Source organism: Streptomyces umbrinus, assembly GCF_030817415.1.
GTDB lineage: Bacteria > Actinomycetota > Actinomycetes > Streptomycetales > Streptomycetaceae > Streptomyces > Streptomyces umbrinus_A.
The window spans coordinates 11,251,509-11,264,679 of sequence record NZ_JAUSZI010000002.1; the positions used below are offsets into that span (position 1 = coordinate 11,251,509).

9 protein-coding genes are annotated in these 13,171 nt (G+C 69.2%); 1 reads left to right on the forward strand and 8 read right to left on the reverse strand.

Annotation, left to right across the window (positions count from 1 at the left end):
• Positions 1–23 precede the first annotated feature (23 nt).
• The 8 genes from QF035_RS49895 to QF035_RS49930 all read right to left on the reverse strand — a co-directional run bounded on the left by QF035_RS49895 (position 24) and on the right by QF035_RS49930 (position 11,769).
• Complete coding sequence (locus QF035_RS49895; RefSeq protein ID WP_373466863.1) at positions 24–1,745, reverse strand: dolichyl-phosphate-mannose--protein mannosyltransferase; 1,722 nt, start codon at positions 1,743–1,745, stop codon at positions 24–26.
• A 29-nt stretch (positions 1,746–1,774) separates the two neighbouring features.
• A complete protein-coding gene (locus QF035_RS49900; RefSeq protein ID WP_373467030.1) occupies positions 1,775–2,947 on the reverse strand; it encodes an MFS transporter in 1,173 nt (390 codons plus the stop codon).
• 184 nt (positions 2,948–3,131) lie between these two features.
• A complete protein-coding gene (locus tag QF035_RS49905; protein ID WP_307529206.1) occupies positions 3,132–3,995 on the reverse strand; it encodes a LysR family transcriptional regulator in 864 nt (287 codons plus the stop codon).
• A gap of 211 nt (positions 3,996–4,206) precedes the next feature.
• Positions 4,207–6,252 (reverse strand): glycoside hydrolase, encoded by a 2,046-nt coding sequence (locus QF035_RS49910; RefSeq protein ID WP_307529208.1) that lies wholly within the window; start codon positions 6,250–6,252, stop codon positions 4,207–4,209.
• A gap of 119 nt (positions 6,253–6,371) precedes the next feature.
• Positions 6,372–8,414 carry a beta-galactosidase gene (locus QF035_RS49915; protein ID WP_307529210.1) on the reverse strand — a complete coding sequence of 681 codons (2,043 nt, stop codon included), beginning with the start codon at positions 8,412–8,414 and terminating at the stop codon, positions 6,372–6,374.
• 51 nt (positions 8,415–8,465) lie between these two features.
• Positions 8,466–9,803: an ABC transporter substrate-binding protein gene (locus tag QF035_RS49920; RefSeq protein WP_307529212.1), complete on the reverse strand. Its 1,338-nt coding sequence runs from the start codon at positions 9,801–9,803 to the stop codon at positions 8,466–8,468.
• 92 nt (positions 9,804–9,895) lie between these two features.
• The gene (locus QF035_RS49925) at positions 9,896–10,840 is read right to left on the reverse strand and encodes a carbohydrate ABC transporter permease (RefSeq protein WP_307529214.1); all 945 of its coding nucleotides are present in this window, start codon (positions 10,838–10,840) and stop codon (positions 9,896–9,898) included.
• A 2-nt stretch (positions 10,841–10,842) separates the two neighbouring features.
• Positions 10,843–11,769, reverse strand: coding sequence for a carbohydrate ABC transporter permease (locus QF035_RS49930; protein ID WP_307529216.1), 927 nt, complete (start codon positions 11,767–11,769; stop codon positions 10,843–10,845).
• A gap of 283 nt (positions 11,770–12,052) precedes the next feature.
• Between QF035_RS49930 and QF035_RS49935 the strand changes: the two genes are divergently transcribed.
• Positions 12,053–13,042: a LacI family DNA-binding transcriptional regulator gene (locus QF035_RS49935; RefSeq protein ID WP_307529218.1), complete on the forward strand. Its 990-nt coding sequence runs from the start codon at positions 12,053–12,055 to the stop codon at positions 13,040–13,042.
• The last annotated feature ends 129 nt before the right edge of the window (positions 13,043–13,171 follow it).

The window sequence follows — 13,171 nt, forward strand, 5'->3', positions numbered from 1 at the left end:
TACGGAGCACGGTCCCGTATCCCTCAGATCCAGGTGTCGAGCCACATCCTCGAATGCCAGTCGGAATACGGGATCGTCGCACCCGTGTAGATCGGGAAGAAGTAGATGAAGTTCCAGACGATGAGCAGTACGAGGACACCCGCGCTCATCGCCCCCACGGCCCGGCGTCTCTCACTCGAACCCGGCGGCCCCAGCATCGCGCCCACCAACATCGCGACGGCCAGGCACAGATACGGCACGAAGGCGACCGCGTAGAAGGAGAAGATCGTACGGTCCTGGTACAGGAACCAGGGCAGATAGCCGGCACCCACGGCACACAGGACGGCGCCCGCACGCCAGTCGCGGCGCAGCGCCCACCGGTAGAGCAGATAGAGGAGCGCGAAGCACGCCGACCACCACAGCACTGGTGTGCCCAGCGCGAGGACCGCCTGGGAGCAGCCGGACGCGGTACGGCAGCCGTCCTGTGCGAAGTCCGTCTCGTACGAGTACGCCACCGGCCGTCCGAGGACCAGCCAGCTCCACGGGTTGGACTCGTAGCGGTGCCAGGAGTCCAGCCCCACGTTGAACTCGTAGACCCCGTGCTCGTAGTGCCACAGGCTGCGCAGCGAGGCGGGGATCCACGACCACGGGCCGCCCCGGCCGTCCGCCCAGTGCCGTCCGTAGCCCTTGTCGGACAGGAACCAGCCGGTCCAGGTCATCAGATACGTGACCAGGGCGACCGGCGCGAGGGACAGCACGGACCAGCCGAGGTCCTTGCGCAGCACCGACAAGTACGGGCGGCGCGCGCCTGAGACGCGGCGGGAGGCGACGTCCCACAGCACGGTCATGACCATGAAGAACGCCAGGACGTAGAGGCCGTTCCACTTGCTCGCGGCCGCCAGTCCCAGCAGTGCGCCGGCCGCGATCCGCCAGGGCCGTACGCCCATCCCCGCGTGCTCGCCGGTGTGTTGATGCGGACCCGCGAAGCCGTCCGCGTCCACCGGCAGGGCTTCCGCGAGACGGGCCCGCGCCCGGTCCCGGTCGACCAGCAGACACCCGAACGCGGCCAGCACGAAGAACATGACCACGAGGTCGAGCAGAGCGATACGGCTCATCACGAAGTGCAGGCCGTCCACCGCCAGCAGCAGCCCGGCCAGACAGCCCAGCGCCGTCGAACGGAACAGCCGACGGCCTATTCGGCACAGCATCAGCACCGACAGCGTGCCGAGCACCGCCGTCATGAAACGCCAGCCGAAGGGGTTCAGGCCGAACATCCACTCGCCGAGGGCGATCACCCACTTGCCCATCGGCGGGTGCGCCACGAAGGTCCCGGTGTCGGACAGCGGGATCACCTGAGGGTCCGCCAGGATCTGCGGGTCGGCGATCTTGCGGTCCGGCCATGTCCCCTCGTAGCCGAGCTTCAGCAACGCCCAGGCGTCCTTGGCGTAGTACGTCTCGTCGAAGGCGACGGACCGCGGCCGGCCCAGGTTCCAGAAGCGGATCGCTCCGGCGAGGACGGCGACGAGGACCGGCCCGACCCAGCCCATCGCCTTCATGACGCGGTAGGTCAGTGCCGGGCTGAGGCCCAGGGCCTCGCCGACGCGTGTGCCGGGCTCCGGGAAGGGCGGGACCAGAAGGTCGCGGGTGTCGGTCCGTGGGCGTCCCGTGTAGCCGAACCGGCGCAGCCGCCTCGCCCAGGGAGGGGAATCCGTCTTCGGGTGGGCGTCGGTATCGGCGCCCACCTGCGCCGCGATGTCACTGGTCACCGGGTCATCGTAGGGAACGGATGTTCAGCTCATGCGTTTTCGGCCACCCTTGTCCGGTCGCGGAACTCCGTGGCCCAGTAGAGGAGGGCCAGGACGGGGAGCGCCGTGCCGAGGAGAGACACCGCCGTCCAGCCGCCGGCGTGGAAGGCGAGCGAGCCGAACTGCGAACCGAGGGCACCGCCGACGAAGAAGAGGGCGATGAAGGCGCTGTTCAGCCGCGCCCGCGCGTTCGCGTCGAGCTGGTAGACGGTGTGCTGACCGAGGATCAGCGTGGTCTGTACGGCCATGTCGAGCAGCACGGCGGCCAGCGCCAGCAGGAGGATGTGCCGCTGGCCGAGCCCGGCGACCGCGAAGGCGACGGCCGCGGCGATCAGCCCGGCTCCGGTCATCGGGCGCACCAGCTTGCGATCGGCCCAACGGCCCGCGAAGGGAGCCACGGCCGCCCCGGCAGCGCCGACCAGGGCGAAGACACCGACCCCGACGGGGGAGTAGTGGAAACGCGGGCCCGTGAGGACGTACGAGACGGTGGTCCAGAACGCGCTGAACGCACCGAACATCGCCGCCTGGTAGAGCCCGCGGCGGAGCAACGCCGGGTGGACGCGCACCAGTCGGACCGTGGAACGCAGCACCTGGGTGTACGGGATCGCCGTCGTGGCGGCCTGCCTGGGCAGGGCGGCGTGCAGGGCCAGTGCGAGCAGTGCCATCAGGACGGCGGAGCCCAGATAGACGACGCGCCAGCCCGTCACGTCGGAGACCAGGCTGCTGAGGGTGCGGGACAGCAGGATGCCGGTGAGCAGACCGCTCATCACCCGGCCCACGATCCGGCCGCGGGTGTGGTCCGGGGCCAGACTCGCGGCGAAGGGCACCAGGATCTGGGCGACGACCGACGTGCCGCCGCTGATCAGGGAGGCGATCAGCAGCATGGGGAAGCTCGTCGCGAGACCGGCGGCGAGGAGGGCGAGCGTGGTGACCGCCAGCAGCACGGTGATCAGGCGGCGCTTCTCCAGCCGGTCGCCGAGCGGGACGAGCAGGAGCATGCCCAGGACGTAGCCGACCTGGGTGAGGGTGATCAGCCCGCCGGCGGCTGTCTCGCCGACATGGAAGACGTCGCGCAGTGAGGACAACAGGGGCTGGGCGTAGTACAGGTTGGCGACCGTCATGCCGGAGGCGGCGGCCAGGAGCACGACCAGCCATCCCGGCACACCGAGTGCGGCCGTGCCGGTGGACCGGCCCGAGGTGTGGTCGTCGCGCGAACTCTGGAGGACGTTCATGGTTGCGTCAGCGTTCGGGGGCGCCTCTGTGCTTCCCTCACCGTGGCGATGGTTCGAGATGTCAGTCATCTCTGAACGAGATGGGCCCGAGCAGCGATGAGCGGCCCGGGTCCCGTCAGGTCATGTGCCGCAGCAGCGCGGCGACCGCCGGGGGTGCCTCGCCGCGGGGCCGGACGACCATGACCTTCCAGTTCGGCGCGTGACGGTCGAAACGGTGGGTCGTCAGGTCGGGGAACCGGTCGGCGATGGAGACGGGCATGACGCACACACCCAGGTCGTTGCGGACGAGTTCGGACGCCGCGACGATGTCGTTGACCTCGAAGGTCGGCTCGCGGTCGACGGAGGCCGCCCGGAACGCCTTGTCCACGGCGAGCCGGATCGCCCAGCCGGGCGTGAAGTCCACGAGCGGCAGCCGGGCGGCGTCGGCGAGCGCGACCTTCCCGTCCGTCACGGGGAACGCCCGCCCCGGAGCGCTCACCAGCACCATCTCCTCGCGGGACAGCAGCCGCGTGACGAGCCCCCGCTGCTGCTGGCGGTCGAGGGCGACCACGGCCAGATCCACCGTGCCCTCGCGCAGCGCCTGGCGGATGTCGACGACGGCCGCCTGCCGCAGCCGCACCACCACGCCCGGATGCTCGGCCCGCAGGGCGGCCAGCGGACGGTGCAGATCGGCCCAGACTCCCTGCATCGTGCCGACCGTGATGCGGCCCCGCAGGTGCCCCTGCACGACGTCGACGGCGGCCCGTGCCTGGTCCGCGGCCCGTAACGCCGCCCGCGCGGCCGGTACGAAGGCCTCACCGGCCGGGGTCAGGGAGACCCGGTGCGTGGTGCGGTCGAACAGCGTTGTGCCCAGCTCGCGTTCCAGCGCGCGCACCGTGCTCGACACGGCGGACTGGACGACGTGCAGCCGCTGCGCCGCCGCGGTGAAGCCGCCCTCCTCGGCCACCGCGATGACGACCTCCATCTGCCGCAGATCCACTGGCTCTCCCGGGGCGTGGTTCAGCTTCTTCAGGCATCTTGATCAGAGATGGGTCTCTTCATCGGGCATCACACCATGAGGACGCCCTCGACGGAGTGGTCAAAGGAAGAACGTCCGCGAACGCACCTCTGTGCCCGCCGTTCGCGATGGCGGGCACAGAGCTGTGCGACAGAGGGTGCGTCCGGGCGCCCGCCCGGGGCGGCGGCCGGTCCTAGTGGGTCACGTCCGTGACCCTCCAGCGCTGGTTGGCGCCGGAGTTGGGCGTCCACAGCGTGACGGCGGCTCCGTCGTTGGTGGCCTGGCCGCCGACCTCCAGCAGCCGTCCGGTGGCGGCGTTGACGAGGGTCCAGGTGCCGTCGCCGGTCGTCGACATGATCCACTGGGTGGCCTTGTCGCGCGGGCCGGAGTCGGCCTCCAGCACCGGGGCGCCGTCACGGACCGCCAGGCGCTTGCCCTCCACCGGGTTGGTGAAGACGTACCGCTGCCGGTTGCCGGTGTCACCGGAGATCTGCCGCAGCTTCCACTCCTGGCCGGCCGCGTCTCCGGCGGAGGTCTTGATGACGAGGCTCGTGCCGTTGTCCGCGACGGTGAGCGCCTTGCCGCTCTGGACGCCGGTCAGCGCGTAGGTGTGGCCCTTGCGCAGCTCGGCGGCGTCCTTCGCGACACCCGAGACGCCCTTCACGACGAAGGAGGTCACCGACTGCGCGGGCACCGTGAAGGTGGCCTTGCGGTCACTGACCTTGACGGCCCTGTGGCGTTCGAGCTTTCCGTCGGCGCTGGTCACGACCGGGGTGACGGTGGCGCTGCGGCTGACCTTGCCGAACTTCGACAGGTCGACGGTGACCGCGCGGGCGTCGGTGGTGCTGTTGACGTGGACGACCGTCGCTCCGTTGCCCTTCTTGGAGACGGCGGCGGCGCTGGAGGTGTCGTCGGTCTTGATCAGCCGGTCACCGGGCTTGATGTAGTGCGTGAAGTTGCGGGCCGTGTCGAACTTCGTGTTCGTGTAGATCGGGCAGGACTTCAGGGTGTCCTTCGAGGTGCAGCTGAACGGCAGCTGGATGCTGCCCCAGTTGCCGCCCTTGGCCGACTCGCCGCCCGGCTTCATGTTGTCGTAGTCCTCGACGGGCTGCCAGAACACCCAGGCCCTGGGCTCCAGTTCACGCAGGTCGTCGACGATGCGCTGGGCGAGACCGAGGCCCGGCCGCATGTCCGTGAAGCTCTGGCCGTCGCCCCAGTCGCCCTCGACCTCGCTCTGCCACAGCGGCTTGTCGGCCGCCTTGGCCAGGTCGCGTACGGTGGTGCGCTGGCCGGTGCCGTAGGTGTGGACGTTCATCTGGTCGACGAGGTCCCGCACTTCCTGCGGGTAGGTGTTCCAGTTCGTCGAGAAGATGGACGGGTTGGTCTCGTCCATCGCGGAGATCTCCGCCTTGGTCTTCGCCTTCTTCAGCGCCGGGTCCAGGGCCTTGATGACCTTCTGCTGGAGCTCGGGGCCGATGTGCGCCCCTTCCTGACGGCCGCCGACCGGCTCGCCGTCGGCGCCCAGCCGGGTGCTCCAGTAGTTGGTGTTGGGCTCGTTGAACGGGTCGATCGTGTCGACCTTGATGCCCTCGGCCTTCTCGAGACGCTTGGTCGCGCCCGCCATGTAGGCGGCGAAGTCGTCGACCGACTCGGTCTTGAGCTGGTCGTCGGTGGCGTTGAACCCGCCCGAGACGTAGCCGCTCTTCGTCATGAACCACGGCGGGGAGTTGCTGAACGTCTCCCAGTGGTCGATGTCGTTCTTGATGCGGTCGACCCACCAGCGCTGGGTGGCGTCGGCGTTCTTGTTCCAGTCCGCCGGGTCGTCGGCGCTCCACCAGTCGGTGTCCTCGCGGGTGGTGCCGGCCGGGGCCTTCCACCAGCCCTCGACGGCACCTCCGGCGCGCAGGTAGTCCTTGACGTCCGGGGCGTTGCCACCGCCGATGTTGTAGCGGGCGATGTTCAGCGCCAGGCCGTCGTCACCGAACAGGAGCTTGGCGAGCTTCTCGCGTATCTCCTTGGGGTAGTCGCCGGTGGCGTTGGCGAACCAGACCAGGCTGGTGCCCCAGCCCTCGAACTTCTCCTGCTCGTACGAGGGGTCGGGCCGCACGGTGACGGCGGCGGTGTCCGCGGCCGTGACCTGTGCGGTGGACGACGGGGCGGAGACCAGGGCGGCCCCGGTGGCCAGGGCGGTGAGGCCGGCGGCTCCGAGGAGCCGTCTGTTGCGGGTGCGGCGTGCCATCTGTGCTCCCAACTGCGGTGGTGGTAGCTGCGGTTGACCTCCCGCCCGTCGGGCAGGAGGGATGGCCCTCGAACGGGTGCGGCGACGTTCGAGGAGTCGGCGGTGTGCGGGTGCGCGGGTCAGTCGGCGGGCTGTCGCACCACGGCGACGTCCCTCGGCCCGAGGACGAGACCGCCCTCGGCGTCGGTGTCTCCGACCAGGACCTCACCCGAGAGGCCGGTCAGCGGCACGCTCTCGTCGGTCCGGTTGACCAGGAACAGGAAGCGGCCGTCGGGCCCGCGGCGCACGGTCTGCTCGACCGACCCCCGTGCGTCGGCGGGCAGTTCGCTCCGGACGCCCGCCGGACCGAGCAGCTCCGGCAGCAGACCGGCCAGCCCGTCGACGCCGAGGCGGGTGGAGACGTACGAGGCCGAGCCCTGTCCCGCCGCACGGCGGGTGACGGCGGGCATGCCCGCGTATGTACCCGAGCGGTAGTGGGCCAGCACTTCCACCGTCGGGTCGGTGACGGTGATCCGGTCGGTCCACAGGGTGCCCGTGGCGGCGCCGTCCAGGTCGACGCTGTCGCCGTCGAGCAGCGGCCCGAACTCCTCGATACGGATGCCGAGGAGGTCGCGCAGCGCTCCCGGGTGGCCGCCGAGCCAGACGTGGTCGTTCTCGTCGACGACACCGGAGAAGTACGTGGTGACCAGGTGGCCGCCGGTCTCGGCGTATCGCGTGAGCTCCTTGGCCAGCGGCGCCGGGATCACATGCAGCACGGGTGCGATCAGCACGTCGTAGCGGTCGAGGTCGGCCGTGGTGGTGACGACATCGGCGCGGACGCCGAGGGCGAGGAGGGCGGAGTACCAGTCCAGCGCCTCCTGGCGGTAGTCGAGCAGGGCGGTCGGGTGGGAGTCCTGCTCGCTCGCCCACCACGAGTCCCAGTCGTAGACGATCCCGACGCGGGAGGGCTCGCGCTCGGTGCCCGCGACCGGGGCAAGGGCCTTGAGGGTCTGGCCAAGGGCGGTGACCGCTCGGAAGACCTCGCTGTCGGCACCGGCGTGCGGCACCATCGCGGAGTGGTACTTCTCGGCGCCGGCCGCGGACTGGCGCCACTGGAAGTAGCACACGGCGTCGGCGCCGTGCGCGACGTGCAGCAGCGAGTCGCGGGCCAGATCGCCGGGACGCTTGGCCACGTTGACGGGCTGCCAGTTGACGGCGCTGGTGGAGTGCTCCATCAGGAACCACGGGCGGCCGCTCGCGATACCGCTGGTGAGGTTCGCGGAGAAGGACAGCTCGTCGCGGTCCTGCGGGCCCGGGTGGACGTAGTGGTCGTTGGAGACGAAGTCGATCTCTCCCGCCCAGTCCGGGTAGTTCATGCCCTTGGTGTTGCCCATCACCATGAAGTTCGTGGTGACCGGCACGTCCGGCGTGATCTCCCGCAGCACGTTCCGCTCCGCGCGCAGGTACTCCTTCAGCGCGTCGGAGGAGAAGCGCTTGAAGTCCAGCTGCTGTGTGGGGTTCGGGTGGGAGGCGGCCAGCCGTGGCGGCAGGATCTGCTCCCAGTCGCTGTAGCGCTGCGACCAGAAGGCCGTGCCCCAGGCGTGGTTGAGGGCGTCGAGCGTGGTGTACCGGTCGCGCAGCCAGTCGCGGAAGGCACGGGCCGCGTCGTCCGAGTAGTCGTAGATGTTGTGGCAGCCCAGCTCGTTGGATATGTGCCAGGCCACCAGCGCGGGATGGTCCGCGTACCGCTCGGCCATCGTCCGCACCAGGCGCAGCGCGTGCTCGCGGAAGACGGGCGAGGTGGGCCGCCAGTGCTGCCGCGCCCCCGGCCACACCGTCTCACCGGAGGCGGTCACCGGAAGGATCTCCGGGTGCGCCGTGGTGAGCCAGGGCGGCGGGGACGCGGTGGCGGTGGCGAGGTCGACCCCGATGCCGCTCTCGTGCAGCAGGCCCATGATCTCGTCGAGCCAGCCGAAGTCCCACTGGTCCCGGGCCGGCTGGATGCGGGCCCAGGAGAAGATCCCCACGGAGACCAGGTTGACGCCGGCCTCACGCATCAGCCGTACGTCCTCCTCCCACACCTCGCGAGGCCACTGCTCGGGGTTGTAGTCGGCGCCGTACGCGAGGCGTGGGGTGGAGTCACCGTCCGGCCCGTTCAGCTGGGACAGGAGGGTGGAGATCATCGTGGTCCTTCCGGTGTGGCACAAGGGGGCGGCATGGGGTCGTGTGTCGGACTAGTCGACGGTGAAGCCCTGTTCCTTGCCGTACTTGATGGAGGCGTCCTGCCAGGACTTCAGGCCGGCGGAGAGCTTGGTGTCGCCGATGTAGGCCTTGCCGACGGTGTCGTTGAAGATCGAGTTGGCGTACTGCTGGAAGGGCAGGTACGACCAGTCGGAGGCGACGTTGGCCGCGGACTCGGCGAAGATCTCGTTGGCCTTCTGGCCGCCGAAGTACGGGAACTCCTTGTTCAGGAACGCGTTGTCCTGGAGCTCCGCGGTGGTCGCCGGGAAGGCGCCCTCCTTGATGCGGGTCGCGACGCCGTCACCGGAGTTCGCGTACTCGACGAAGGCGTAGGCGAGTTCCTTGTTCTTGGCCAGCGCGGGCACGGTCAGCGCGCTGCCGCCGTTCTCGGTGCTCGCCTTGTCGCCCTTGGTCCAGGCCGGCATCGGGGCCGCTCGCCAGTCACCGGAGGCGTTCTTCACGCCGGTTTCGAAGTTGGCCGGCATCCAGGCGCCGCTGGGCAGCGTGGCGATGGTGCCGTCGCCCAGGCCCTTGTACCAGTCGTCGGTCCAGCCGTTGATGGGCGCGACGAGCTTCTCGTCGATGAGCTTCTGCCAGGTGGCGGTGTACTTCTTGGCGCCCGCGTCGTCGAAGTTGATCGACACCTTGGTGCCGTCGACCTTGTAGGGACGCGAACCGGCCTGCCACAGCAGGCTGGTGGTGAGACCGGCGTCGCCGGCGTCGGCGGCGATGAAGACCTTGGGGTCGGCCTCGTGCAGCTTGCGGGCCGCCTCGACGTACTCGTCCCAGGTGGTCGGGACGGCGATCTTGTACTTGTCGAAGACCTTCTTGTTGTAGAACAACGCCATCGGGCCGGAGTCCATCGGCAGGCCGTAGGTCGCCTTGCCCTCGCTCACCGCGTTCCACGGGCCCGGGGTGTACTTGGACTTGAGCTTGTCCGCGCCGAAGGGGGTCAGGTCGCTGAGGCCCTTGGTGAGGGCGTACTGGCTCATCGCGAAGTACTCGACCTGCGCGACGTCGGGGACGCCCTTCTTGGCCGAGATGGCGTTCGACAGGGCCGTGTAGTGCTTGTCGCCGGAGCGCTCGCCGACCAGGTTGATCTTGACCTTGGGGTACTTCTTCTGGAAGTCGGCGGCGACCGACTTCAGCGTGGGCTCCCAGGCCCAGACCGTGACCGAGCCGCCCTTCTTGAGGGCCGCCTGGATGTCGTCGGCGGAGACCGGCTTCTGGCCGGAGCTGTCGTCGTCGGAGCCGCCGCAGGCGGTCGCGCCCAGGGCGAGGACGGAGAGGACGGCGAGGCCGCGCATCAGGCGGCGTGTGGTTCTGCGCATGGAGGTGCTTCCACTTCTTCGTGGGTGGGACAGGGTGAGGGTGAGGAGATGAAGGTGAAAGAGACGGGACCGAGGGGGCCTTGCGGGCGGGGTCACTCCTTGACGCTTCCGGCGGCGAGCCCGGACTGCCAGAACCTCTGCAGCAGCAGGAACGCGGCGATCAAGGGGATGATGGTGAGCAGCGAACCCGTGATCACCAGGTTGAAGATCACGTCACCGCCGATCGTCTGCGCCTGGTTGTTCCAGGCGTCCAGGCCCAGGGTCAGCGGATACCAGTCCGGGTCCTTGAGCATGATCAACGGCAGGAAGTAGTTGTTCCAGGTGGCAACCGTGGTGAACAGCAGAACTGTCACGGTGCCGGGGGCGAGCAGCGGCAGGGCCACCTGGAAGAAGGTGCGGATCTCGCCCGCTCCGTCGATCCGGGCGGCCTCCATCAGTTCGTTGGGGATCGCCTCGGTGGCGAAGACCCACATCAGATACAGGCCGAACGGCGAGACCAGCGAGGGGATGATCACCGCCCACGGGGTGTCGGTGAGCCCCATCTTGCTGAACATCAGGAAGGTGGGCACCGCCAGTGCGGTGCCCGGGACGGCGACGGCACCGATGACCACGGCGAACACGGCGCGCTTGCCGGGGAAGGTGAACTTCGCCAGCGCGTAGCCGCCCAGGATCGCCAGAAGCGTGGCGCCACCGGCACCGAGCACCACGTACAACAGGGTGTTCAGCAGCCAGCGGACGAAGATGCCGTCGTGGTACGAGAACGTCTGGCTGATGTTGTCCCAGAGGGCGAAGTCGTTGCTGAACCACAGCCCGGACGAGTCGGCGAGCCCTTCCTGGGTCTTGGTGGCGCTGATGACCAGCCACACCAGGGGCACCACGGTGTAGAGCAGGACCAGGCCGGTGAGGACGGTCAGCAGCACACTGCGCTTGGGGCGCCCGGGAACATGCCCCTTGCGCGTCCGCAGACGGGGCGCGCCCTTGGAGCCGCCGGAGTTCTGAGCGGGTGCGGGCTGGGAGGTGGTGACGGAGCTGCTCATGTTCACGCTCCCTTGCGCATGCCGCGGAGCTGCACGACATAGGCGATGACCATGGTGATGAGGCCCATGATGATGGCGACCGCCGCGGAGTAGTTGTGCTGCTGGCCGTTGAAGGACAGCGAGTACGTGTAGAAGTTCGGGGTGAAGTCGGTCGTGATGGCGTTGCGCGCCAGTGGCCGCAGGATGGCCGGCTCGTTGAAGAGCTGGAAGCTGCCGATGATCGAGAAGATCGTCGCGATGACCAGGGCACCACGGATCGCGGGGAGCTTGATGGCGCTGATGACGCGGAACTGCCCGGCGCCGTCGATCTCCGCGGCCTCGTAGAGCGAGCTGGGGATGACCCGTAGCGCGGAGTAGAAGATCAGCATGTTGTAGCCGATGAACTCCCAGGTGACGATGTTGCCGATCGACGCCAGGACCAGGTCGGACGAGAGCGGGTCGGGCAGGGTGACATCGAAGGCCGAGTTGATGTCGCCCACCAGTCCGTATTTCGTGCCGTACATGAAGCCCCACATCAGGGTGGCGACCACGGCGGGCACGGCGTACGGCAGGAAGATCACGATGCGGAAGAAGTCCTTGCCGTACAGGCGCCCGCTGTCCAGCGCGAGGGCGATCAGCAGGGCGATGCCGAGCATGATCGGAACCTGTACGGCCAGGAAGAGCGAGACCCGTGCCAGCGAGTCCCAGAACTGCTCGTCCTTGAGGGCCTGTGTGTAGTTGTCCAGGCCGACGAAGGTGGTGCCACCGATCAACTGGTCCCGGAACAGGCTGAGGTAGATCGAGTACACGATCGGGGCCAGGAAGACGAGGGCGAACACGGCCACGAAGGGACCGATGAAACCCCACCCCGTCCAGGAGCGGCGGTCCCGTTTCGCCGGAGGCCGGTCCGGGCGCCGCTTGGCTGCCGCCGGCGGTTGTAGCGTCGTCATGTCGTTCCTCGCTCGTCCCTCTCGCGAACCCGGCGTCGTGCGCCGCTGATGTTTGCGTAAACATCCAGTCCCGAAGCAGGTCGTGGCCTGTTATGTTTACGTAAACATCTGATGGCGGCATGTCTACACTGCCCCGTTGACGGTGGTCAAGGGTCATTTGAGGAAACTGCGGCTCGGACAGCGAGGGAGACGGGTGGACACAGCGGACAACGCCTCGGTGAGCAGGCCGAAGGCGCCGGCACGTACCGGAAAACGGGCTTCCCGTCGGACACAGAGCGCGTCCATGGCGGATGTCGCCCGACTGGCGGGCGTCTCCTCGCAGACCGTCTCGCGCGTCTCGAACGGTTACGCGGGTGTGAACGAGGAGACCCGGCAGCAGGTCCTGGCGGCCATGCAGGAACTGGGATACCGGCCCAACAGCGCCGCCCGGGCGCTCAAGCGCGGCGAGTTCCGCACCATCGGCGTCATCACCTTCGGCCTCTCCACCACGGGCAACGTGCGCACACTGGAGGCGATCGCCACCTCGGCGGCGCACGAGGGGTACGCGGTCACGCTGCTGCCCGTCGCCGTTCCCACGCAGGACGAGGTGCGCGGCGCGTTCTCCCGGCTGGGGGAGCTGGCCGTCGACGCGGTCATCGTCATCCTGGAAGTGCATCTGCTCGACGCGGTGGCCCTCACCCTGCCGCCCCACATCCAGGTCGTCGTGGCCGACTCGGACGCCGGCGACCGCTACACCGTGGTCGACACCGACCAGGCCGGCGGGACCCGCGCCGCGGTGCGGTATCTGCTCGACCTCGGCCACGAGACCGTCTGGCACCTGGCCGGTCCCGAGGAGTCCTTCGCGGCCCAGCGCCGCGCCGACGCCTGGCGTGCCGAACTCACCGAGGCGGGCTGCACGGCGCCGCCGCTGGTGCGCGGCGACTGGTCGGCCGAGTCCGGCTACCGGGCCGGCCTCGAACTCGCCGCGCAGCAGGACTGCACGGCGGTGTTCGCGGCCAACGACCAGATGGCGCTGGGCCTGCTGAGGGCCCTGCACGAGCAGGGCCGGTACGTGCCCGACGACGTCAGCGTCATCGGTTTCGACGACATCCCCGAGGCGGGGTCCTTCCTGCCTCCCCTGACCACCGTCCACCAGGACTTCGCCGAGGTGGGGCGGCGCTGTGTCGAGGGCGTGCTGCGGCAGATGCGGCACGACGCGGCGGAGCACGGGACCACGCTTGTGCCCACGCGGCTCGTGGTGCGGGACAGTACGGCGGCGCCCCGCGGGCGGTGAGGCTCCGCCGGATGTGCTGTGTGCGCCGCGGGGCGTGCTGTGCGTTGTCGGCCGCGGTTGCGTTGAGCGCTCCGCGGGGCGTGCTGTGCGTGTGTGTCGTCTGCGGGTCGGTTGTGGCTGGTCGCGCAG